At 70.2% G+C, this 22475-nt stretch carries 21 protein-coding genes and 1 pseudogene; 9 read left to right on the top strand and 13 right to left on the bottom strand.

Translation table 11 applies throughout. The annotated features are described in order from the left end of the window. Positions 1-27 precede the first annotated feature (27 nt). The 5 genes from MTF65_RS26430 to MTF65_RS26410 all read left to right on the top strand — a co-directional run bounded on the left by MTF65_RS26430 (position 28) and on the right by MTF65_RS26410 (position 5144). On the top strand, positions 28-966 hold the full coding sequence (locus MTF65_RS26430; protein ID WP_243631464.1) for a cellulose-binding protein: 939 nt from the start codon (positions 28-30) through the stop codon (positions 964-966). 116 nt (positions 967-1082) lie between these two features. Beyond that, entirely contained in the window at positions 1083-2147 is a 1065-nt protein-coding gene (locus tag MTF65_RS26425) for an ABC transporter ATP-binding protein (protein ID WP_243631463.1), read from the top strand. Between the two features lie 2 nt (positions 2148-2149). Further along, the gene (locus tag MTF65_RS26420; RefSeq protein WP_243631537.1) at positions 2150-2923 is read left to right on the top strand and encodes an ABC transporter permease; all 774 of its coding nucleotides are present in this window, start codon (positions 2150-2152) and stop codon (positions 2921-2923) included. Between the two features lie 218 nt (positions 2924-3141). Then, positions 3142-4293, top strand: a complete 1152-nt coding sequence (locus tag MTF65_RS26415) for an ABC transporter ATP-binding protein (protein ID WP_243631462.1) — start codon at positions 3142-3144, stop codon at positions 4291-4293. Further along, the gene (locus MTF65_RS26410) at positions 4290-5144 is read left to right on the top strand and encodes an ABC transporter permease (protein WP_243631461.1); all 855 of its coding nucleotides are present in this window, start codon (positions 4290-4292) and stop codon (positions 5142-5144) included. The genes MTF65_RS26415 and MTF65_RS26410 overlap by 4 nt, the downstream gene beginning before the upstream one ends. A gap of 19 nt (positions 5145-5163) precedes the next feature. Here the strand turns inward: MTF65_RS26410 and MTF65_RS26405 are convergent, their stop codons facing one another. Next, positions 5164-5514 (bottom strand): ATP/GTP-binding protein, encoded by a 351-nt coding sequence (locus MTF65_RS26405; protein WP_243631460.1) that lies wholly within the window; start codon positions 5512-5514, stop codon positions 5164-5166. Positions 5515-5767: 253 nt separating this feature from the next. On the opposite strand from MTF65_RS26405, the gene MTF65_RS26400 reads away from it, so the two are divergent. Then, on the top strand, positions 5768-6799 hold the full coding sequence (locus MTF65_RS26400; RefSeq protein ID WP_243631459.1) for an LLM class flavin-dependent oxidoreductase: 1032 nt from the start codon (positions 5768-5770) through the stop codon (positions 6797-6799). A gap of 107 nt (positions 6800-6906) precedes the next feature. On the opposite strand, the gene MTF65_RS26395 is transcribed toward MTF65_RS26400, so the two are convergent. Next, positions 6907-7299: an SCO5389 family protein gene (locus MTF65_RS26395; RefSeq protein WP_243631458.1), complete on the bottom strand. Its 393-nt coding sequence runs from the start codon at positions 7297-7299 to the stop codon at positions 6907-6909. Positions 7300-7520: 221 nt separating this feature from the next. Between MTF65_RS26395 and nucS the strand changes: the two genes are divergently transcribed. Continuing rightward, positions 7521-8192 carry an endonuclease NucS gene (nucS, locus tag MTF65_RS26390; RefSeq protein ID WP_243631457.1) on the top strand — a complete coding sequence of 224 codons (672 nt, stop codon included), beginning with the start codon at positions 7521-7523 and terminating at the stop codon, positions 8190-8192. A gap of 6 nt (positions 8193-8198) precedes the next feature. Here nucS and MTF65_RS26385 read toward each other — a convergent pair. From MTF65_RS26385 to MTF65_RS26360, 6 genes and pseudogenes are all read right to left on the bottom strand, one after another. Beyond that, positions 8199-9850, bottom strand: a pseudogene (locus tag MTF65_RS26385) (IS200/IS605 family accessory protein TnpB-related protein). After that, a complete protein-coding gene (locus MTF65_RS26380; RefSeq protein WP_374207301.1) occupies positions 9843-10016 on the bottom strand; it encodes a hypothetical protein in 174 nt (57 codons plus the stop codon). The pseudogene MTF65_RS26385 and the gene MTF65_RS26380 overlap by 8 nt, the downstream one beginning before the upstream one ends. A gap of 290 nt (positions 10017-10306) precedes the next feature. Beyond that, positions 10307-12772: an ATP-binding protein gene (locus tag MTF65_RS26375; RefSeq protein ID WP_243631456.1), complete on the bottom strand. Its 2466-nt coding sequence runs from the start codon at positions 12770-12772 to the stop codon at positions 10307-10309. Positions 12773-12961: 189 nt separating this feature from the next. Next, a complete protein-coding gene (locus tag MTF65_RS26370; RefSeq protein ID WP_243631455.1) occupies positions 12962-13285 on the bottom strand; it encodes an STAS domain-containing protein in 324 nt (107 codons plus the stop codon). A 154-nt stretch (positions 13286-13439) separates the two neighbouring features. Continuing rightward, positions 13440-14288, bottom strand: a complete 849-nt coding sequence (locus MTF65_RS26365; RefSeq protein WP_243631454.1) for a 3-hydroxyacyl-CoA dehydrogenase family protein — start codon at positions 14286-14288, stop codon at positions 13440-13442. A gap of 155 nt (positions 14289-14443) precedes the next feature. After that, entirely contained in the window at positions 14444-14581 is a 138-nt protein-coding gene (locus MTF65_RS26360) for a hypothetical protein (protein WP_243631453.1), read from the bottom strand. Between the two features lie 39 nt (positions 14582-14620). Here MTF65_RS26360 and MTF65_RS26355 point away from each other — a divergent pair, with 39 nt between their 5' ends. Further along, positions 14621-15193, top strand: a complete 573-nt coding sequence (locus MTF65_RS26355; protein WP_243631452.1) for a cob(I)yrinic acid a,c-diamide adenosyltransferase — start codon at positions 14621-14623, stop codon at positions 15191-15193. 223 nt (positions 15194-15416) lie between these two features. Then, on the top strand, positions 15417-17264 hold the full coding sequence (locus MTF65_RS26350; protein ID WP_243631451.1) for a glycoside hydrolase family 18 chitinase: 1848 nt from the start codon (positions 15417-15419) through the stop codon (positions 17262-17264). 119 nt (positions 17265-17383) lie between these two features. Here the strand turns inward: MTF65_RS26350 and MTF65_RS26345 are convergent, their stop codons facing one another. The 5 genes from MTF65_RS26345 to atpA form a co-directional block, all read right to left on the bottom strand. Further along, entirely contained in the window at positions 17384-17830 is a 447-nt protein-coding gene (locus MTF65_RS26345; RefSeq protein ID WP_243631450.1) for a DUF2550 domain-containing protein, read from the bottom strand. A gap of 132 nt (positions 17831-17962) precedes the next feature. Beyond that, positions 17963-18337 carry a F0F1 ATP synthase subunit epsilon gene (locus MTF65_RS26340; RefSeq protein WP_243631449.1) on the bottom strand — a complete coding sequence of 125 codons (375 nt, stop codon included), beginning with the start codon at positions 18335-18337 and terminating at the stop codon, positions 17963-17965. 140 nt (positions 18338-18477) lie between these two features. Further along, a complete protein-coding gene (gene atpD / locus MTF65_RS26335; RefSeq protein WP_243631448.1) occupies positions 18478-19920 on the bottom strand; it encodes a F0F1 ATP synthase subunit beta in 1443 nt (480 codons plus the stop codon). Beyond that, entirely contained in the window at positions 19920-20837 is a 918-nt protein-coding gene (locus MTF65_RS26330) for a F0F1 ATP synthase subunit gamma (protein ID WP_243631447.1), read from the bottom strand. Before MTF65_RS26330 ends, atpD begins: the two co-directional genes overlap by 1 nt. 20 nt (positions 20838-20857) lie before the next feature. Further along, complete coding sequence (gene atpA / locus MTF65_RS26325) at positions 20858-22453, bottom strand: F0F1 ATP synthase subunit alpha (RefSeq protein WP_243631446.1); 1596 nt, start codon at positions 22451-22453, stop codon at positions 20858-20860. Positions 22454-22475: the final 22 nt, after the last annotated feature.

The raw sequence follows: 22475 nt of genomic DNA, 5'->3' as shown, positions 1-22475 counted from the left end.
TCATCGGTCTCATTCGACAGGAACCCCATGAGCGACACTTCCTCCCCCTTCGGCTTCGAGCTCGTGCGGCGTGGTTACGACCGCGGTCAGGTGGACGACCGCATTACCAAGCTGGTCTCCGACCGCGACAGCGCCCTTGGACGTATCAACTCTCTGGAAAAGCGGATCGAGGAACTGCACCTCGAGACGCAGAACGCCCAGGCGCAGGTGAGCGACGCCGAGCCGTCGTACGCCGGTCTCGGCGCCCGGGTCGAGAAGATCCTGCGACTGGCCGAGGAGGAGGCGAAGGACCTGCGCGAGGAGGCCCGTCGCGCGGCCGAGCAGCACCGTGAGCTCGCCGAGTCGGCCGCCCAGCAGGTGCGCAACGACGCCGAGTCGTTCGCCGCCGACCGCAAGTCGAAGGCGGAGGACGAGGGCGTCCGCATTGTCGAGAAGGCCAAGGCGGATTCGGCCACCCTGCGCGCCGAGGCCCAGAAGGACGCGGCCTCCAAGCGCGAGGAGGCCGACGCGCTCTTCGAGGAGACCCGCGCCAAGGCCGCCCAGGCCGCCGCGGACTTCGAGACGAACCTGGCCAAGCGCCGCGAGCAGTCCGAGCGCGACCTGGCCTCCCGTCAGGCCAAGGCCGAGAAGCGCCTCGCGGAGATCGAGCACCGCGCGGAGCAGCTGCGCCTGGAGGCCGAGAAGCTGCGTACGGACGCCGAGCGCCGTGCCCGCCAGACCGTGGAGACCGCGCAGCGCCAGTCCGAGGACATCGTGGCCGACGCCAACGCGAAGGCCGACCGGATCCGCAGCGAGTCCGAGCGCGAGCTGGCGGCGCTCACCAACCGCCGTGACTCCATCAACGCCCAGCTCACCAACGTCCGCGAGATGCTGGCGACGCTGACCGGTGCGGCCGTCGCGGCCGCCGGCTCCCCGATCGACGACGAGCCGGTGACGCGCGGCGTTCCGGCGCAGCAGAGCCGCTGACCGAGCAGCCGTCGGCTACTCGCCGGTAGGCGAACAGCCGCAAAACAGTGCGCCCGAGGGCCCTGTGCCACCCGTACGAGGTGGCGTAGGGCCCTCGGGCGCTCTAGCGTGGCCCAATGATCGAGCTTGAGGGCCTTACCAAACGATTCGGCGACAAGGTCGCCGTGGACCACCTCAGCTTCCAGGTCAGACCGGGAGTGGTGACCGGCTTCCTCGGCCCCAACGGGGCGGGGAAGTCGACGACCATGCGCATGATGCTGGATCTCGACAATCCGACCAGCGGGACGGTCCGGATCGACGGGAAGCACTACCGGGACCTGCCGGAGCCTTTGAAGTACATCGGAGCGCTGCTGGACGCGAAGGCCATGCACGGCGGCCGCAGCGCCTACAACAACCTTCTCTGCCTGGCCCAGTCGAACCGGATCCCGGCGAGCCGGGTGGCCGAAGTGCTGGACCTGGTCGGCCTGACGGCCGTGGCCAAGCAGAAGTCGAAAGGGTTTTCGCTGGGCATGGGGCAGCGGCTGGGAATCGCCTCCGCGCTGCTGGGCGACCCGGAGATCCTCATGTTCGACGAGCCCGTCAATGGTCTGGACCCCGAGGGAATTCTCTGGATCAGGAATCTCATGAAGGGGCTGGCGGCGGAGGGAAGAACGATCTTCGTTTCCTCTCACCTGATGAGTGAAATGGCGCTGACCGCAGACCATTTGGTCGTCATCGGACAGGGAAGGCTGCTCGCCGACTTGTCGATGGCCGATTTCATCCAGCAGAACTCCCGCAGTTACGTGCGGGTTCGCTCCCCGCAGCAGGAGCGGCTGAAAGACGTACTGCACGAGGCCGGAATCGATGCCATCGGCGTCCCGGCCACCGGAACCCTGGAGATCGACGGTGTGGGCGCGGAGCGGCTCGGCGAACTGGCCGCCCAGCACCAGATCGTGCTCCATGAACTCAGCCCTCAACGGGCCTCGCTGGAGGAAGCGTTCATGCGCATGACGGCCGACTCGGTCGAGTACCACGCCCACGCGCCGGGCACCCCGGGTGCCACCGGCGTCCCGGCGCCGTCCCACACTGCGCCGTCCGACGCGGCGCCGTCCGACGCGGCGCCGTCCGACAACCCGGCCCGCCCGGCCGACGTCCCCGCCTGGGGCGCCGGGTTCGAGGCCGCGCGCAAGGGGGGTAAGTGACCATGTCCTCGTTCCCCGCCGTCCTCACCTCCGAGTGGACCAAGATCCGTACGGTCGCCTCCACCACCTGGACCCTGGCCGCCGCCCTCGTGGTCACGGTCGGGATCAGCGCCGCCCTGTGCGCGGCGATCGGTTCGGCCTTCGAGGACATGTCCGCGGAGCAGCAGGCCGTCTTCGACCCCACCGTGCTGAGCTTCTCCGGCATGGTCTTCGGCCAGCTCGCCATGATCGTCTTCGGCGTCCTGGTGGTCGGCACCGAGTACAGCACCGGCATGATCCGGACCTCGCTGGCCGCCGTGCCGAACCGGACGCGGTTCCTGCTCGGCAAGATGGCCGTGGCGACCGCGCTCGCCCTGGTGGTCGGGACGGTCACCAGCTTCCTGTCCTTCTTCCTCGGACAGGCGCTCCTCGGCGACCACGGCACCGGTCTCGGCGCCGAGCACGTGCTGCGCGCGGTGATCGGGGCCGGTGTCTACATGGCCCTGCTCGCGCTGTTCTCCATGGGCATCGCCGCCATGCTGCGCAGCACGGTGCTCTCCCTCGGCATCCTGATCCCGTTCCTGCTCCTGGTCACGAACATCCTGGCCTCGGTGGAGGCGACCCGGAAGGTCGGCCAGTACTTCCCCGACCGAGCCGGCTCCATGATCACGCAGACGGTGCCCAACCCGGCGGAAGAGGTGGCGTACGGCCCGTGGGGCGGCCTCGGGATCATGGCCCTGTGGGTGCTGGCCTCCGTACTCGGGGGCTGTCTGGTCCTCAGGAAGCGGGACGCCTGACGGACAGGCCCTCCGCCAGTCCGGACGGTCCGCCGGTCCGCCGGTCCGGCGGTCCGCCCAGTCCGTCGTACGACGGACGTCTTCCGTACTACGGGTGATCCCCGGGTCGGTCTCAGGGGCAGCTCAGGGATCGGCCCGGCATGGAACCGCCGGGGACTCTATATCCTCTTAACCCTTACGCGGGCGAGAGTCGTCCCGGCCTGGTAAGGGGCAGAACCATGATCGAGGCAGTCGGCCTGACCAAGCGCTTCGGCGCCAAGACCGCCGTCGACCAGCTTTCCTTCCAGGTCAAGCCTGGTCACGTCACCGGATTCCTGGGGCCCAACGGCTCCGGGAAGTCCACCACCATGCGCATGATCGTCGGTCTCGACCGGCCCACCTCCGGGCAGGTCACGATCAACGGCCTGCCGTTCCGTGACCTGCCGAACGCGCAGCGGAGCGTCGGCGCCCTGCTCGACGCCAAGGCCGTGCACGGCGGCCGGCGGGCCCGCGCCCACCTGCTGTCCATCGCCCAGCTCTCCGGGATCCCCGAGAAGCGGGTGGACGAGGTCCTGGGCGTCGTCGGCCTCCAGGACGTCGCCCGGCAGCGTACGAAGGGCTTCTCGCTCGGCATGGGCCAGCGGCTCGGCATCGCCACCGCCCTGCTCGGCGACCCGCAGGTGCTGCTGTTCGACGAGCCGGTCAACGGCCTCGACCCCGAGGGCATCCTCTGGGTGCGGAACCTGATGAAGCAGCTCGCCTCCGAGGGCCGGACCGTCCTCGTCTCCTCACACCTGATGAGTGAGATGGCGCTCACCGCCGACCACCTCATCGTGATCGGCCGCGGCCGGCTGCTGGCCGAGATGGGCACCCAGGAGTTCATCACCCACAATTCGGCCGGATTCGCCCGGGTGCGCACGGCCGGCACCGACCCCGACGGCCGGAGCGCCCTGGGTGCCGCCCTGACCGAGGCGGGCGGCCGGGTGCTCCAGGAGCCCGACGGGGCACTGCGTGTGACCGGGCTCGAACTGCCCGCCATCTCCGACCTCGCGCACGAGGCCGGCGTACGGCTGTGGGAGCTGTCCCCGCACCGGGCCTCGCTGGAGGAGGCGTACATGCGGATGACCCAGTCCTCCGTCGAGTACACCTCCACCGAGGACCCCCGCGCCGAGCTGTGGGAGCCGGAGCCGCTGAGCGTCCCGGAGTGGGACGACGGGCCGGTGGCCCCGGAGGTCCCCCGGACGGGGTTCTACGCACCTCCCCCGCCCGGAGCGGGCGGGCAGCCCTTCCTGATGCCGAGCGATCCCGGCGAGCTCGCCGAAGCCGCCGGGAACGCCCCGCTGAACGCCCCCGTGAACGCCCCTGTGAACGAGCCCGAGGAATCCCGATGACCGGCCGCCCCACGACGACCGCGGACCAGGCCCGGGCGGAGGGCTACAGCTCTCCGCTGCCCGCCCTCCGGCCGCACCTCGGTCACGCGCTGGCCTCGGAGTGGACCAAGATGACCTCGGTGCGCTCCACCGTGTGGACGCTGAGCGTGCTGGTGCTGACCGTCGTCGGCATCGGCCTGGCCTTCGTCACGTGGACCGACAACGATGACTACGCCAGCATGCCGTTCACCAGTCCGGCGATCTTCGGCCTGCTCATCGGGCAGCTCTCGGTGATGGTGCTGGGCGTGCTGACCATGACCTCGGAGCACGGCACCGGGCTGATCCGCACCACCTTCACCGCCGCGCCCGAGCGGCACCGGGTGCTCACCGCGAAGTACATCGTCTTCTTCCTCACCGCCTTCCTCGCCACCACGGCTTCCGTGTTCGTGGTGACGCTGGCGGCCGCCATCGTGCACAAGGGGCCCGGTGCGGGGTCGCACAGCGGCTCCGAGTGGACGGGGGCGCTGCTCGGCAGTCTGTACGTCACCCTGCTCGGGGTGCTCGCGCTCGCCCTCGGGGCGCTGCTGCGGCATTCGGCCGGGGCGATCGCGGTCATGATCGGCTTCGTCACGCTGCCGCCGGTGATAGGGGGGGTGCTCAGCGCCTGGGAGGCCGGCCGGACCGTCGGGACGGCCCTGCTCCAGTACAACGCCCCGGCGGCGCTGCTTCAGCTGTTCGGCATGGGGTCGAACGAGGGCGAGGGCGGGCCGGGCGCGGTGCCGGGCGACTGGGCGCAGATGACGCTGGTCGTGCTCGTGACGGGCGCGGCGGTCGCGGGCTCGTACGTGGTGGTCGGCCGCCGGGACGTGTGAGACCGCTTAATACTTCGGCTTAGTACTTCGGCGCGTTCCTGGACCGCTGCACCCGCGAGGTGCGGCGGTCCTTCGCGTTCCAGCACGCCTTGTGCCAGTGCCGCCGGTCGTCCACGCCGCCGTACTCCGGCCAGGCCACCAGGTGCGGGGTGCCGGAGGGGATCTCCTGGTCGCAGCCGGGGCAGCGGTAGCGCTTGCCGACCGCGCTGGCGCCCGCGACGTGCCGCACCTTCCAGTCCTCGCCCTGGTACTCCTCGGTCCGCTCCAACCCGTACCGGTCGCCCAGTCCCCCGGGGCCGGAACCCGAACCCTGGTCGGGACGTTCGGCCGGATTCCCGCCGCCCCTGGGGCGGTTGTGGCGCGGTGACACGTATACCTCACGTATAGGCAGACGGAAGTGACTTTCCCCCAGACTACGCGCAGCGAGCCCCGGTACCCGCAGGGTGTTCTGGCAGAGGCCGGGGCGTCCGCCGCACTGAAGAACGGACTGGCCCGACAATCTCAATAACTTTCCTGTCAGGCCGTGCCTTTGGCACGTGTCAGACGTTGTTGCCACTGAGGCGTTGTGTGAGAAGCCGGTCCACCTGGGGGAGGCCGCGTCAGCCGCGAGGAGGCTAAGGGCGATGCGCGTAGGAGCGTTTGTACTGGCGGCCCAGTTCCCGGGACAGGGACAAGGGGAGCCGCTGCACCGGGCGGTGCGGACCGCCGAGGTGGCCGAGGAGGCCGGGCTGGACTCGGTCTGGCTGGCCGAGCACCACTTCGTCCCTTACGGGGTGTGCCCCTCGGCGGTGACGCTGGCGGCGCTGCTGCTCGGCCGGACGCGACGGCTGCGGGTGGGCACGGCGGTGAGCGTACTGCCGAACACCCATCCGGTGGCCCTCGGCGAGCAGGCGGCACTGCTGCACCTGACGTCCGGAGGCCGCTTCAGCCTCGGTGTCGGCCGCGGCGGGCCGTGGGTCGATCTGGAGGTGTTCGGGGGCGGCCTCGACGCGTACGAGAACGGCTTCCCGGACGATCTGGACCTGCTGCGGCGCTGGCTGGCCGAGCCCCGCGTGGCCGCCGCCGGCGAGCGGCGCGGGTTCCGCGAGGTGGCCGTCGTACCGCGACCGGCGGAGGCGCTGGACGGTGACGGGACTGGGCCGGAAGTGATCGTCGCGTGTACCTCCCCGGCGTCGGTGCGGATGGCCGCGGAGCGCGGGCTGCCGATGCTGCTGGGCATGCACTGCGGGGACGAGGACAAGGCCGGCATGGTCGCGCTGTGGCGGCGGACCGCCCTCGCGGCGGGCCACCCGCGGGACCTGGTCCGTGCCGCGGGGCACGTGTCGGCGGGCGTCTGCCAGCTGGCGGACCGGTCGGCGGACGCGCGGGAGACGCTGCTGAAGGCCATGCCGGGCTGGTTCAAGCTGGGGCTGGACGCGCACGTGACGGTGGACGGCCGGGAACGCGCGATGCGCGACCCGGCCGCGTACACGGAGCTGCTGTGCCGGCTGCACCCGGTCGGCACGCCCCGGCTCGCGGCGGACCGGCTGGCGGCCACGTCCGAACGGACGGGTATCACCAGGTTCGCCCTGCTCACGGAGGGTTCCGGCGATCTCGCCGCGACGGAGGAGAACGTACGACGCCTCGGCGCCGAGGTCCTCCCCCGCCTCGGCTGAGGCACTGAGAGCCGGATCTGGAGCTGGGCTGCCTGCCGCCCCGGTATCGGACACGCACCTCCCGCGATACGGAGCGGAGCGGCAGCGAGGTACCGGCCGGGGCCGAGCTAGCAGTCCCGCAGTTCGGGCGACTGGTTGAGCAGCTGGCCGCGCATCGAAGTGAACTTGGCCAGCCGGTCGTCAACCGAGGAGTCCAGCGGGAAGACCGCTACACGGTGACAGTTCTGGAAGGCAAGGCGCACTCCGAAGTGCCGCTGCAGCGCACCACGTATCGCGTCACTCGCGAGGGCGCGCAGCAGCTGCCCGCGCGCCTGCTCGTCGGGCGGCGGCGTCTGGTTGTCGGCGAACTGTCCGCCGTCCACCTTCAGCTGGGCCACCAGTGAGCTGATCATCTCCCATGCGTAAGGCAGGGAGGTCCGGACGCAGTCGACGAAGGCGGCTTCGTCGACCTCGCCTCGCTCGGCCTGTTCGAGTAGGGCCGGTGAGACGTCGAGCGACATGGGTTCTCCTCTCGTGACCCCGGCGGTTTTGGGTTACCGGAGTCTTACGGGCAGGGAAGGAGGCCGCGACGCAGAGTGCACGCTCGACAACCTCCCGCTCACCACGGTAGGCGCCCCGGGGGTACCGCACCAGGAGAATGCGCATACAACGCGCCATCGGCGAAGGGGGCTTTCAGGGGCGAATCGCGCGGAGGCCGGTCGGTCGAGTAGCGTTGCCGACCATGCGTCTCGTCATTGCCCGCTGCTCCGTCGATTACGCGGGCCGGCTCACCGCCCATCTGCCCTCGGCACCCCGTCTGATCCTCGTGAAGGCCGACGGCAGTGTCTCGATCCACGCGGACGACCGGGCGTACAAACCGCTCAACTGGATGTCGCCGCCGTGCACCCTCAAGGAGGGGAGCGGTGACGAGGAAGGCGTCTGGACGGTCGTCAACAAGGCGGGCGAGAAGCTCATCATCACCATGGAGGAAGTCCTCCACGACTCCTCCCACGAGCTGGGCATCGACCCGGGCCTGATCAAGGACGGCGTCGAGGCGCACCTCCAGGAGCTGCTGGCCGACCGGATCGACACGCTGGGCGACGGCTACACGCTGATCCGGCGCGAGTACATGACGGCGATCGGCCCTGTGGACATCCTGTGCCGGGACGCCGGCGGCGCGACGGTGGCGGTGGAGATCAAGCGGCGCGGCGAGATCGACGGCGTCGAGCAGCTGACCCGGTACCTGGAACTCCTGAACCGGGACCCGCACCTGGCCCCGGTCCGGGGCGTGTTCGCGGCCCAGGAGATCAAGCCCCAGGCCCGCGTCCTCGCGACGGACCGCGGCATGGACTGCGTGGTCCTGGACTACAACGCCCTCCGCGGCATCGAGGACGACAAGCTCCGCCTGTTCTGACCGTTCCTAGTCAGTGAGCAGGAGTGAGTCTTGGACCCACTGCCCGGCACTGCGCGCATCCCGAACGGTTTTGGATGCACTGGTCGCCCGCGTTCTCTGAGTTGTCCCCGTTCGGGCACGTGCATCGTGTGCACGTTCCGTGACGGGGCGGCGGGTTCCCTCACGCCCTCGGGTACCCGGTCCGGCCTGGAAGGTCCGATGCCCACGACGATCACTCTGGTCGTCGTGGGGCGGTGCCGTCCGTCGCCGGATCGGGTGCCCGAGGGCGCGTCTGCCGATCGCGACCGAGGCCGCGTCATGGCGAGTCATCTTGCGAGTCTTGGTGGTGAGGGGCTTGCGCCAGTGCTCGTCGCCCCACATCGACGTGTATGCCGGGTCCACGGCGACAATGCTCAGGCCGGTCGCGGCGGCCATGGAGACGAGTCGGGCCTTGAGCTTGCCGGTGGGGATGCCGGAGATGATCTGCCGGAACCGCTTCTTGCGGCCGTGCTTCTCGCGGGTCTTCTCGGCGGTGAAGTCGAGGTCCTCAATCGCGATCGCGGCGACGCCGACCCGCTGGCCCAGTGCAGTACCTGAGTGATGGCGTGCCGGATCTGCGCGTCGCGGTGGTCAGCGGTACCGGACAGGTCGTAGAGGAAACGTTGGGGTTCGCCCATCGGGTTGCCGTGGGCATCGAGCCGGTAGGCGGCGAAGTGGTCGGCGTTCGTATCGACACCGATCACGCCCTTGGCCCGTGCCGTCTCCAGCGGGATCGTCTGGACCACGGGACGCTGCCAGGATGCGGTCAGATACCAGCGTCCGCGTGCCACGTCGAGGTGGATGCGGTAGGCGACGGCCCGGTTGCCGTCGGTACGGTCGCGCCATTCCTGGCCCCGGTGCTGGAATCGCACCTTGGATGCGAGGCGGTACCGGCCGTGCCCGCTGTTGGCCAGGTGCGCCAGTGGCGCGGGTAGCTTGATGGAGACTTCCCCGTCCGGGGTGACGCGGATCGTCTCGTTCCCGTACCGCTTCCCCGACTCGCCGTCGGCGGCAAGAAACCAGCGCTCCGCCTCCCAGCGCTGTCGCCACTCGTGCTCGGTGAGCTGCGCCTCTTCGAGGTTGTGCCGGGTGCCCAGTAACCGCCGGCCGCCGCGCACCACGTGCACGACGCCGTTCTCCCGGTCGGCCCGGGCGACGTCGAGACGGTGCTCCAGGATGTGCAGGCGTCGGGTTTTCTGGAACCACTCGCCCTTGGACCGGTATCCGCCCGGAGCCCGCTTGCTGCCCTTCTCCCCGATCGGCCGAGACAGCCGCTGCTTCAGCGTGCGGACACCGGCCTCAAGGTTTTGGATGTACGCGAGCTGACAGCGCCGGGAGAGCGCCCACTGATCGTGTGTGGCCTTCGTGATCGAACCCGCCCAGCGCGACGACGATGCGGCGGTCAGGCCCTGCTTACGCGCGGCCCACCTTTGGGCATCGTGGTCGTTGCCATCCGCGCAGCGGGCCGCGAGGTCGAGGGACGCCAGGTGTCCCAGGTGCTCACCCACAAGCCGCAACACCTTCTCGTCCTGAGGCGTGAGGTGCCCCAGGCGGTCGCGTATCGCCACCCCGGATGGGCCGAGGGCCACGAACGGCGCGTCGATGGTGCGGAGCTCCTTCTTCTTCGGCTGCTCAGTCATCGGCAGCTTCCAGAGCCTTCCTCGCCTGTGCCCGGCTGCCGTTCATGACCAGGATCGTGCGCGGCCTCACTCGTTCCGCGGGTACCGGCAACGCACCCTCACGGAACCAGCGATACGCGCTCTGCGGATGCACACCCTGCGCCTTCGCCCACTCCTTGAGGTTCATGCACCCGACCGTAACGACACTCACACAAATGCACTATCACTCACACGAGCGAACCAAAGGACCAATAGCACCCAACCCCTACCCCCACGCTCCGCTGGTCCCTCCCGGGACCCCTGCGGGCGAGCCGCGGCGCGGGCGCTCCCCGCCCGGGGCAAGGGTGACAGGGCCCCGACGGCTCCACCGCGCCGACCGACCGGCTCCGCCGACACCCCGTACTGCCGGTGTTCGGGGCTCGGGGCTGGGCGCTGATTGGCCCGCCGCGCCGGCCGGGCCCGGGCGAAGGGCAGGGGTTACGGGCCGGTCGGTGCGGCCGGGGGCGAGGTGGACGCCGTCGGGGTTGGGGTGGAGGGGAGCTCGCTCGGCGACGGGCTCGTCTCCGGGGACTTCGACGTCGCCGGGGGCGTGGACACCGGCGGCGTCCGGGGCGGTGTCGAGGGCGGCTTCCGCGACGGCGTACCGCCGCCGGACGGCTTCGCGCCCGGGCTCGGGCTGACGCCCGGTGCGGGGGCGGCAGGTCCCTGCGGCGGAGCCGACGTACCCGGCCCGGCAGCCCCCGGTTCGGCGGCCGTGCCCGTATCGGTGCCCGTACCGGTACCGGGATCCGTGCCCGGCTCCGCAGAATCGTTCCCTCCGGTCCCCTGCGCACCCGGCGCGTCCGGCATCGTCGTCGATGACGCCGGCCCCGGCCCCGAAGACGGCTCCGCCTCCCCCGAGCCCATCGCCAGGGCCACCACCGTGCCCAGCGCGACCACGGTCAGCGCCCCGGCGGCCGCCAGCAGCATCGTCCGCTTCCGGGATCCCGAGTCCGGCTCCGCGACGGGCGGTGCCAGGAGGGGAGCCGGGGACGGCTTCGGCGTCAGCGGGAACGCGTCCTCGAACATCTCCGACAGGGTCGCGGGCACCGGCGGGGCATCCGGGCGCTTGATCACCGGAACCACCGCCGTCACGGCCTCCGAAGGCTTCCGAGCAGCCGGAGCGGCCGGAGCCACCGGAGCAACCGGAGCAACACCCCGCGCGGCGACACCCGCGGCACCCGGCGCGGCAGCGGGCGACGCAACCGGCCCGGCCACCGCCCCAGCAGCCCGCGGAGCAACCGGCGGAGCCACCGGCGGCGCGAGCTTCAGCGGCGGCGACACCGCCACCTCCGCCGCCTCCCGGTCCGTGACCAGCGCGAGCGCCCGCCGCCCCGCCACGGTCCCCCGCTTGTCCGCGAGAGCGCCCCGCAGGCCGATCGAGGCCTCCAGCTCCGCCCGCGCCCGGTCCAGCCGCCCCTCGCACAGCGCCAGCACACCCAGCTCGTGGTGGAAGTACGCCTGCTCCGCGACCTCCCCCGCCTTCCGCGCGGCCTCCGCCCCGGACCGCAGCACCCGCTCCCACGCCTCCCAGTGCAGCGAGGCCGCGAACGCCGGGGCCGCCGTCCGCGCCAGCAGCACCGCCGCGACCACGTCCGCGCCCGCCAGCGCCGCCAGCACCGCGTCCGCCTCCGCCGCGACCCGCTCCGGCGTCACCGACGCGTGCCCGGTCCACCAGGCGTAGTGCCGGGCGGCCGTACGGGCCTCCTCGGCCGCCGGGCCCCCGTAACCGACCTCCTCCAGCTGCCGCGCGACCCCCGCGGCCAGCCGGTACCGCGCGCCGACCGGCGACAGCAGCCCGCAGCCCAGCAGCTCCGCCACCGCCACGTCGGCGTGTGTGTCGCCGACCAGGGCCGGCAGATGCGTGTGGTGCGGCAGCTCCCCGCCCAGCGCGCACGCGATCCGCAGGACCGCCCGCGCCGACTCGCTCACCCGCGAGGCCAGCAGCTCCGCCGGGGCCGCGCCCTCGGCCAGCGTCGGCAGCGCCACGTTCGCGTCGTCGCGCGGCCGCTCCTCGAAGACGCCGGGCTCCTCGTCGTCATCGTCGGCCGAGGACCGGTTGAGCTCGTCCCGCTGCCTCAGCAGCGCGGCCGCCTGTACGAAGCGCAGCGCCAGCCCCTCCGAGGCGAAGCGCAGGTCCCCCGCCCAGGCGGTCTCCTCCTCCGTCAGGGCCCGCCCGACGCCCGCCTCCAGGAACTCGACGGCTTCGGTCCGTCCGAGGCCCCCGAGGAAGACCTCCTCCAGGTGCGAGTCGTCGGAGGGCGCCTTGGTGTCCGGGGTGGCGGCCAGCAGATAGGCGCATTCGGGGGTGGCGCGCAGCAGTTCGTCGAGGGCGCTGCCGCCCATCTCCAGGTCGTCCAGGAGTACGACGGCGCCGATCTCCCGTACCCGTGCGAGCAGTTCCTCGCGGTCGGGGCGCACGGGCCGCTCGTCCGGGGCCTCGTACATGGCGGCGTACAGCGCCTGGAGCAGCTCGGCCGGCTGCTGCTGCCCGTAGCCGGAGAGCCGTACGACCCCGTCCGGCGCGATGCCGGCGCAGTCGGCGGCGACCGCGTCGAGCAGTACGGAACGCCCGGATCCGGCGGGCCCGGTGAGCCGTACGGAGCGCCCGTGCGAGAGCAGTCGTACGAGGCGCTCCCGCTGTTCCTCACGCGCCGGCAGCAGCCGGGCCGGGGCGCCGGATCCGGGGAGTACGGGCGGCCGTGCGGCGGCGTCGCGCGCGGCGCGGGCGGCCGGACCGCGCTTGGCGGGGCGGCCCGGTTCGGTGCCGGGCCGAAGCGGCTCGATCTCGCTGCCGTCGACCGGGTTCACGGTGAGGGCGAAGTCCCCGGCGGTCAGCGTGACAACCCGCGCGGGCCCCGAAGAGCGCTCCGCCGCTTCGGCCTGCCCCTGTGTACGGTCCATGACCCAGTCTCCCGATCGCGCCGATCGCGTCGCCGCCGTCGTCTCGCCCGGCCTTCGCACGCCCACGCCGCAGTCGCTCCTGGTCCGGTTTTCCGCCCGACCCTAGACGGTGGCCGGTCGCGCCGGAACCGCCGGGGGGCCTTCACCACCGTTCCGTTACGTTTCCGCGGGAAAGACCACACCAGGTGATCACACCCGCGGGAGGGACTCCGCTTCCAGGCCGCCCTCGATGGAGAGGATCCGGTGGAGCCGGGTGGCGACGAGGAGCCGCTGCATCTGCGGCGGCACTCCGCGCAGGACGAGGCGCCGTCCGGTCCGGCCGGCCCTCCGGTGCGCGCCCATGATCACGCCGAGGCCGGTCGCGTCCCAGGAGTCGAGCCCGGTCAGGTCCAGCACGAGGTCGCCGCGGCCGTCGTCGAGGGCGGCGTGCAGGGCCGTACGGGCGTCCGCCGCGCTGCGCACGTCGAGGCGGCCCCCGACTGCGAGTTCGGCGTGGTCGCCCCTGATGTGCATGTGTACTCCCGGCAGTCCCGCGTACGTATGGTCCGATTGATCCGTGGTCGGCAACTCTCACTGCAACTGACTGCCTCCGGGGCGGTGAAGTTGCCGACCGTGAGCGAACCGATACCTAATTCACCCGAAGGGGTGCGGGTATTCGAACTGGTGCTCAGTGCTTGTAGAAGCCCTGGCCGCTCTTGCGGCCGATGTCGCCCGCGTCGACCATGCGGCGCATGAGCTCCGGCGGCGCGAACTTCTCGTCCTGCGATTCGGTGTAGATGTTGCTGGTGGCGTGCAGCAGGATGTCCACGCCGGTGAGGTCCGCGGTGGCCAGCGGGCCCATCGCGTGGCCGAAGCCCAGCTTGCAGGCGATGTCGATGTCCTCGGCGGAGGCCACGCCCGATTCGTACAGCTTCGCGGCCTCGACGACCAGCGCGGAGATCAGACGGGTCGTCACGAAGCCGGCGACGTCGCGGTTGACGACGATGCAGGTCTTGCCGACGGACTCGGCGAACGCGCGGGTGGCGGCGAGGGTTTCGTCGCTCGTCTTGTAGCCGCGCACCAGCTCGCACAGCTGCATCATCGGGACGGGCGAGAAGAAGTGCGCGCCGACGACCCGGTCCGGACGCTCCGTCACGGCCGCGATCTTGGTGATCGGGATGGCGGAGGTGTTGGACGCCAGGATGGCGTCGTCACGGACGAGCTTGTCGAGCGCGCGGAAGATCTCGTGCTTGACCTCCAGCTTCTCGAAGACGGCCTCGACGACGATGTCCACGTCGGCGACCGCGTCGAGGTCGGTGGTCGTGACGATGCGCGCGAGCGCCGCCTCCGCGTCCTCCGCCGTCATCTTGCCCTTGGAGACGAACTTGTCGTACGAGGCCTTGATCCCGTCGGTGCCCCGGATCAGCGCGGCGTCGGTGACATCGCGCAGTACGACGTCCCAACCCGCCTGAGCGGAGACCTGCGCGATCCCGGAACCCATCAGTCCGGCACCAATGACGGCGAGCTTCCCAGCCACTGCACACCCCTCGTTCAATACGGCCCAGTCTCGTGGCCTCTCGGCCGGAGACTAGCGCCCGAGGACGGCGGTGTGACCCTGAAGTAACACGCGTCACGTCTCAGATGACGGACATCACACTGATACGGCCCAGCGACCCACCGACCGCAGGCAGTTCACTCGGCGGCGGCCGACCGGTACCGCTCCTCGACGGCCTTCAGCCGGCCCGCGACGACCTGGAAGGTGAGGGCTCTCCCGCTTCCGGACCCGGGCGGGCCCCCGGCCGTGGACGGCAGCCCGGGAGAAGGGGGCACCGCGTGCCATTTCCGCGGGCGGCTCACTACGCTGGCCGCATGGTGAACCTCACGCGCATCTACACCCGCACCGGCGACAAGGGCACGACCGCGCTCGGCGACATGAGCCGTACGGCCAAGACCGACCTGCGGATCTCCGCCTACGCCGACGCCAACGAGGCCAACGCGGCCATCGGGACGGCGATCGCGCTCGGCGCCCTGCCGACGGACGTGGTCAAGGTCCTGGTCCGGGTACAGAACGACCTGTTCGACGTCGGCGCGGACCTGTGCACCCCGGTGGTCGAGAAGCCCGCATACCCGCCGCTGCGCGTCGAGCAGTTCTACGTGGACAGGCTGGAGGCGGACTGCGACCGCTTCAACGAGGAGCTGGAGAAGCTGCGCAGCTTCATCCTGCCCGGCGGAACGCCGGGCGCCGCCCTGCTGCACCAGGCCTGCACCGTGGTCCGGCGCGCGGAGCGCTCGACGTGGGCGGCGCTGGAGGTGCACGGCGCGGTGATGAACCCGCTGACCGCCACCTACCTGAACCGGCTGTCCGACCTCCTGTTCATCCTCGCCCGCACGGCCAACAAGGAGCTCGGGGACGTCCTGTGGGTGCCGGGCGGCGAGCGCTAGCGCCCCGCCGGCACGCCGGCCCGCCGGCCCGCCGGAGACGGCCCGGCTCGCCCTCGCTTACGACATAAGGTCTGGACCTCTTGACGGTTGGTCCAGACCTTTCTACGCTCGCCGCAATACTGTGGTGAGCGTGCCATGACAAACATGCTCACGGGCGGCGCAGGTCCCACCCCCATGTCGCCGCCGTCCCCACGACGGCGACGGACCTACGGAGGAACAGGCCTTGAGCACAGCACCCCCGCAACGCGTCCGACTGTTCAGAAGGGTGGCCGCGACCCTGGCCGCCTTCGCCCTGCCGATCGCCGGGCTGGTGGCCCTCGCCGGCCCCGCCGAGGCCGCCGCCTCGGCCACGGCGACGTACACGAAGGTCTCCGACTGGGGCACCGGCTTCGAGGGCAAGTGGACGGTGAAGAACACCGGCACCACCACCATCAGCAGCTGGACCGTCGAGTGGGACTACCCGGCCGACACCCGGGTCACCTCGGCCTGGGACGCCACCGTCACCAACTCCGGCACCCACTGGACCGGCAAGAACGTCGGCTGGAACGGCACCCTGTCCCCCGGTGCCACCATCAGCTTCGGCTTCAACGGCGCCGGCCCCGGCGCCCCCAGCTTCTGCAAGATCAACGGCGCCTCCTGCGACGGCGGCACCCAGCCCGGCGACACCCCGCCCTCCGCTCCCGGCACCCCCACCGCGAGCAACGTCACCGAGACCTCGCTGACCCTGAACTGGTCCGCGGCCACCGACGACAAGGGCGTCAAGAACTACGACGTCTACCGCGGCGGCAGCAAGATCGCGACCGTCACCGGAACCAGCTACACCAACACCGGCCTGACCAAGGGCACGACGTACGGCTACACCGTCACCGCCCGCGACACGATCGACCAGACCGGCCCGTCCTCCGGCGCCCTGTCGGTGACCACCCCGGGCGGCACCACCCAGCCCCCGGACCCGGGCGGCAAGGTCAAGCTCGGCTACTTCACGGAGTGGGGCGTCTACGGCCGCAACTACCACGTGAAGAACCTGGTCACCTCCGGCTCCGCCGCGAAGATCACCCACATCAACTACGCCTTCGGCAACGTCCAGAACGGCAAGTGCACCATCGGTGACTCCTACGCCGACTACGACAAGGCCTACACCGCCGACCAGAGCGTCGACGGCGTCGCCGACACCTGGGACCAGCCGCTGCGCGGCAACTTCAACCAGCTGCGCAAGCTGAAGAAGCAGTACCCGAACATCAAGGTCCTGTGGTCCTTCGGCGGCTGGACCTGGTCCGGCGGCTTCGGCCAGGCCGCGCAGAACCCCACCGCCTTCGCCCAGTCCTGCTACGACCTGGTCGAGGACCCGCGCTGGGCCGACGTATTCGACGGGATCGACCTGGACTGGGAGTACCCGAACGCCTGCGGCCTGTCCTGCGACACCAGCGGCGCCGCCTCCCTCAAGAACATGATGCAAGCCATGCGCGCCAAGTTCGGCGCGAACAACCTGGTCACCGCCGCCATCTCCGCCGACGGCTCCAACGGCGGCAAGCTCGACGCGGCCGACTACGCCGGCGCGAGCCAGTACGTCGACTTCTACAACGTCATGACGTACGACTTCTTCGGCGCCTGGGCGGCGCAGGGCCCCACCGCCCCGCACTCCCCACTCACCTCCTACGCCGGCATCCCGCAGGACGGCTTCAACTCCGAGGCCGCCATCACCAAGCTCAAGGGCAAGGGCATCGCCGGCTCGAAGCTCAACCTCGGCATCGGCTTCTACGGCCGCGGCTGGACGGGCGTCACCCAGGCGACCCCCGGCGGCACGGCCACCGGGCCCGCCCCGGGCACGTACGAGCAGGGCATCGAGGACTACAAGGTGCTCAAGAGCAGCTGCCCGAGCACCGGCACCATCGCTGGCACGGCCTACGCCAAGTGCGGCAGCAACTGGTGGAGCTACGACACCCCCGCCACGGTCGCGGGGAAGATGGCCTGGACGAAGCAGCAGGGGCTGAGGGGCGCCTTCTTCTGGGAGTTCAGCGGAGACACCAGCAACGGCGAACTGGCCAACGCGATCCACACCGGCCTCCAGTAACCCCCACGCGCTGGGACCGGTGAACGACGAAGCCGGGGAGACGGGTCCGCCCCCCGTCTCCCCGGCTTCTTCACGTCCTGAACGCGTTGCGCGACCATCAGGCCGCGACATTCAGAAGCTCATGCGACGTTCACCCTCTGCCCGGGAGGCGCCGCCTCCAGCCAGGCGAGGAATCCGGTCAGCGCGTCCTCGCCCATCGCCAGCTCCAGGCGGGTCCCCCGGTGGAGACAGCCGAGCACGACGGCGTCGGACAGCAACGCCAGCTCCTCCTCGCCCTCGGGCGCGCGGCGGGAGACCACCTCGATGGAGGAACGCTCCAGCAGGCGGCGCGGCCGCGGCGAGTAGCTGAAGACCCGGAACCACTCGATCCGGTCACCGCTGTAGCGGGCGACCCCGTACACCCAGCCCTTGCCGGAGACGTCGGGTTTCTCGGACACACCCCAGCGCAGGCTGCAGTCGAAGGTTCCGCCGGACCGCTGGATGAGCCTGCGGCGCAGACCGAACACAAAGAGCCCGATCACCACCAGGGCTACGACCAGGCCGCTCACAAGCAGAGCGAGGAGCATCTTCACCGACCTCCTCGCTCATCGACATGACGCACAAACGAAAAAAAGACCTGCATCGCCTCAGCCGCGACCCGGTCTGGAAAATTCCAGAACCGGACCGCGGCTGAGGTTCGAACTTGTTCAGTACGGGGCTCAGTGCCCCGCGACGGCGCGCAGCCGGACTTCGGCGCGCCGCTCGGATGCCGCATCGGCGTCCGACTTCGCGCGCTCCAGTGCCCGCTCCGCACGCTGGACATCAATCTCGTCCGCGAGCTCGGCGATCTCGGCCAGCAGGGACAGCTTGTTGTCCGCGAACGAGATGAAACCGCCGTGCACCGCGGCGACGACAGTGTTGCCCTCGCTGGTGCGGATGGTCACAGGGCCCGATTCCAGCACACCGAGAAGCGGCTGGTGACCGGGCATGACGCCGATGTCGCCGGACGTGGTGCGGGCGACAACAAGGGTGGCCTCGCCGGACCAGACATTGCGGTCCGCCGCGACCAGCTCGACGTGCAGCTCAGCAGCCAAGGTGGCTCCTCGGGTCACCACCCGGCGGGTCGGCCGGGTGTTGGGTCAAATTCTAATGGGCGTGGGGAGAGGGACGGGACACACCCGCCCCTCTCCGTACAACGTTCGAGCCGGATGCGCTCCTCGCGGAGCGCGCCGGATCAGGAGACGCCCAGCTCCTTGGCGTTGGCCTTCAGGTCCTCGATGCCACCGCACAGGAAGAACGCCTGCTCGGGGAAGTGGTCGTAGTCACCGTCGCAGATCGCGTTGAACGCGGTGATCGACTCCTCCAGCGGAACGTCCGAACCGTCCACACCGGTGAACTGCTTCGCCACGTGGGTGTTCTGCGACAGGAAGCGCTCGACGCGACGGGCACGGTGGACAACGAGCTTGTCCTCCTCGCCCAGCTCGTCGATACCGAGGATCGCGATGATGTCCTGGAGGTCCTTGTACTTCTGGAGGATCCCCTTGACGCGCATCGCCGTGGCGTAGTGGTCCGCCGCGATGTACCGCGGGTCGAGGATGCGGGACGTCGAGTCCAGCGGGTCCACGGCCGGGTAGATGCCCTTCTCGGAGATCGGACGGGAGAGAACCGTCGTCGCGTCGAGGTGGGCGAAGGTGGTCGCCGGCGCCGGGTCGGTCAGGTCGTCCGCGGGGACGTAGATCGCCTGCATCGAGGTGATCGAGTGACCACGGGTCGAGGTGATGCGCTCCTGGAGGAGACCCATCTCGTCGGCCAGGTTCGGCTGGTAACCCACCGCGGAGGGCATACGGCCGAGCAGAGTCGACACCTCGGAACCCGCCTGGGTGTACCGGAAGATGTTGTCGATGAAGAACAGCACGTCCTGCTTCTGCACATCGCGGAAGTACTCCGCCATGGTCAGACCGGCGAGCGCGACGCGCAGACGGGTGCCCGGGGGCTCGTCCATCTGGCCGAAGACGAGGGCCGTCTTGTCGATGACGCCCGAGTCGGCCATTTCCTCGATGAGGTCGTTGCCCTCACGGGTACGCTCACCGACGCCCGCGAAGACCGACACACCGTCGTGGTTGTTGGCGACGCGGTAGATCATTTCCTGGATCAGAACGGTCTTGCCGACACCGGCACCACCGAACAGACCGATCTTTCCACCCTTGACGTACGGGGTGAGAAGGTCGATGACCTTGACGCCGGTCTCGAACATCTCGGTCTTCGACTCGAGCTCGTCGAAGCGAGGCGCCTTGCGGTGGATCGGCCAGCGCTCGGTGACCTCGGCGTTCGCCTCGGGGTAGTTCAACACCTCACCCAGCGTGTTGAACACCTTGCCCTTGGTGAAGTCACCGACGGGGACGGTGATGCCCTCGCCCGTGTCGGTCACCGCGGCCTGGCGGACCAGGCCGTCGGTCGGCTGCATCGAGATGGTACGGACGATGCCGTCACCCAGGTGCTGCGCGACCTCGAGGGTCAGGGTCTTGAGCTTGCCGTCCTCGGCCGGGTCTGCGACCTGGACCTTGAGGGCGTTGTAGATCTCGGGCATGGCGTCGACGGGGAACTCCACGTCGACGACCGGGCCGATGACCCGGGCGACGCGGCCCGTGGCGGCGGCCGTCTCAACAGTGGTCGTCATTACTTGTCACTCCCCGCGGTCGCGTCAGCCATGGCGCTCGCGCCACCGACGATCTCGCTGATTTCCTGGGTGATTTCGGCCTGGCGGGCCGCGTTGGCAAGCCGGGAGAGGCTCTTGATGAGATCCCCGGCGTTGTCGGTCGCCGACTTCATCGCGCGGCGGCGGGCGGCGTGCTCGGAAGCGGCCGACTGCAGCAGTGCGTTGTAGATACGGCTCTCGACGTAGCGCGGCAGCAGGGCGTCGAGGACGTCCTCCGCCGACGGCTCGAAGTCGAACAGCGGAAGGATCTCGCCCTTCGCGCCGGTCTCCTCCTCTGCCTTCTCAAGGCTGAGCGGCAGCATCCGGCCGTCCACCGCGTTCTGCGTCATCATCGACACGAATTCCGTGTAGACGATGTGCAGCTCGTCCACGCCGCCCTCGGCCGTTTCCATCTGGATGGCCTCGATCAGCGGCGCGGCGACGCGCTTGGCGTCGGCGTAGGCCGGGCTGTCGGTGAAGCCCGTCCACGAATCCGCGACCTTGCGCTCGCGGAAGCCGTAGTAGGCCAGACCCTTGCGGCCGACGATGTACGTGTCGACCTCCTTGCCCTCGCCGCGCAGCCGCTCAGCGAGCCGCTCCGCCTGCTTGATGGCGTTCGAGGAGTAGCCGCCGGCCAGACCGCGGTCGCTCGTGATGAGCAGGACCGCGGCGCGGGTCGGCGCCTCGACCTCGGTGGTCAGGGCGTGCTTGGTGTTCGAGCCGGTCGCCACCGCGGTCACCGCACGGGTGAGCTCGGTCGCGTACGGCATCGATGCCGCCACCCTGCGCTGCGCCTTGACGATGCGCGAGGCGGCGATCATCTCCATCGCCTTGGTGATCTTCTTGGTCGCCGTGACGGCACGGATGCGACGCTTGTAGACCCGGAGCTGCGCTCCCATGAGTCAGGTCCCTTCCGTCGTCACTTGGAGACGTTGACGGCCGGCGCGTCCTCGCCCAGGAGCTTGCCGTCCGAGGTCTCGAACTGCTGCTTGAAGCCGGCGATGGCGTCCGCGATCGACGTCAGGGTGTCGTCCGACATCTTGCCGCCGTCGGCGATGGAGGTGAGGAGGTCCTTGCGCTCGCGGCGCAGGTGCTCCATCAGCTCCGACTCGAAGCGACGGATGTCGCCCACCGGTACGTCGTCCATCTTGCCGGTGGTGCCGGCCCAGACGGAGACGACCTGCTCCTCGACGGGCATCGGCTGGTACTGGCCCTGCTTCAGCAGCTCGACCAGACGCTTGCCGCGCTCCAGGGAGGACTTCGACGCGGCGTCCAGGTCGGAACCGAAGGCGGCGAACGCCTCCAGCTCGCGGTACTGGGCCAGGTCCAGGCGCAGACGGCCGGAAACCTGCTTCATGGCCTTGTGCTGGGCGGAGCCACCGACGCGGGAGACCGAGATACCGACGTTCAGCGCCGGGCGCTGGCCCGCGTTGAACAGGTCGGACTCCAGGAAGCACTGGCCGTCGGTGATGGAGATGACGTTGGTCGGGATGAACGCCGACACGTCGTTCGCCTTGGTCTCGACGATCGGCAGACCGGTCATCGAACCGGCACCCATGTCGTCGGACAGCTTCGCGCAGCGCTCCAGCAGACGGGAGTGCAGGTAGAAGACGTCACCCGGGTAGGCCTCACGGCCCGGCGGGCGGCGCAGCAGCAGCGACACGGCGCGGTAGGCGTCGGCCTGCTTCGACAGGTCGTCGAAGATGATCAGGACGTGCTTGCCGGCGTACATCCAGTGCTGGCCGATGGCGGAACCGGTGTACGGCGCCAGGTACTTGAAGCCGGCCGGGTCGGACGCCGGGGCGGCGACGATCGTCGTGTACTCGAGCGCGCCGGCGTCTTCCAGGGCGCCGCGAACGGACGCGATGGTCGAGCCCTTCTGGCCGATGGCGACGTAGATGCAGCGGACCTGCTTGTTCACGTCACCGGAGCGCCAGTTGTCGCGCTGGTTGATGATCGTGTCGACGGCCAGGGCGGTCTTACCCGTCTGACGGTCGCCGATGATCAGCTGACGCTGGCCGCGGCCGACGGGCACCATCGCGTCGATGGCCTTGTAGCCGGTCTGCATGGGCTCGTGGACCGACTTGCGGACCATGACGCCGGGGGCCTGCAGCTCGAGGGCACGGCGGCCCTCGGTCGCGATCTCGCCGAGACCGTCGATCGGGTTGCCGAGCGGGTCGACAACGCGACCGAGGTATCCCTCGCCGACGCCGACGGAGAGCACCTCACCGGTGCGCTGCACCGGCTGGCCCTCCTCGATACCGCTGAACTCGCCGAGGACGACCGCACCGATCTCGCGCTCCTCGAGGTTGAGGGCGAGACCGAGGGTGCCGTCCTCGAACTTCAGCAGCTCGTTCGCCATGGCGGAGGGCAGGCCCTCCACCTTCGCGATGCCGTCGCCGGCAACGCTGACCGTTCCGACCTCCTCGCGCGAGGCCGCGTCCGGCTGGTACGACTGGACAAAGTTCTCCAGTGCGTCCCGGATCTCCTCCGGCCGGATCGTGAGCTCCGCCATCTGGGTTCCCTGCTCTCCTTGT

It is taken from the genome of Streptomyces sp. APSN-46.1, assembly GCF_022815725.1.
Classification (GTDB): Bacteria; Actinomycetota; Actinomycetes; order Streptomycetales; family Streptomycetaceae; genus Streptomyces.
The sequence above is the reverse complement of the archived record's forward strand: the minus strand, read 5'-3'. Positions and strand labels throughout refer to the sequence as shown.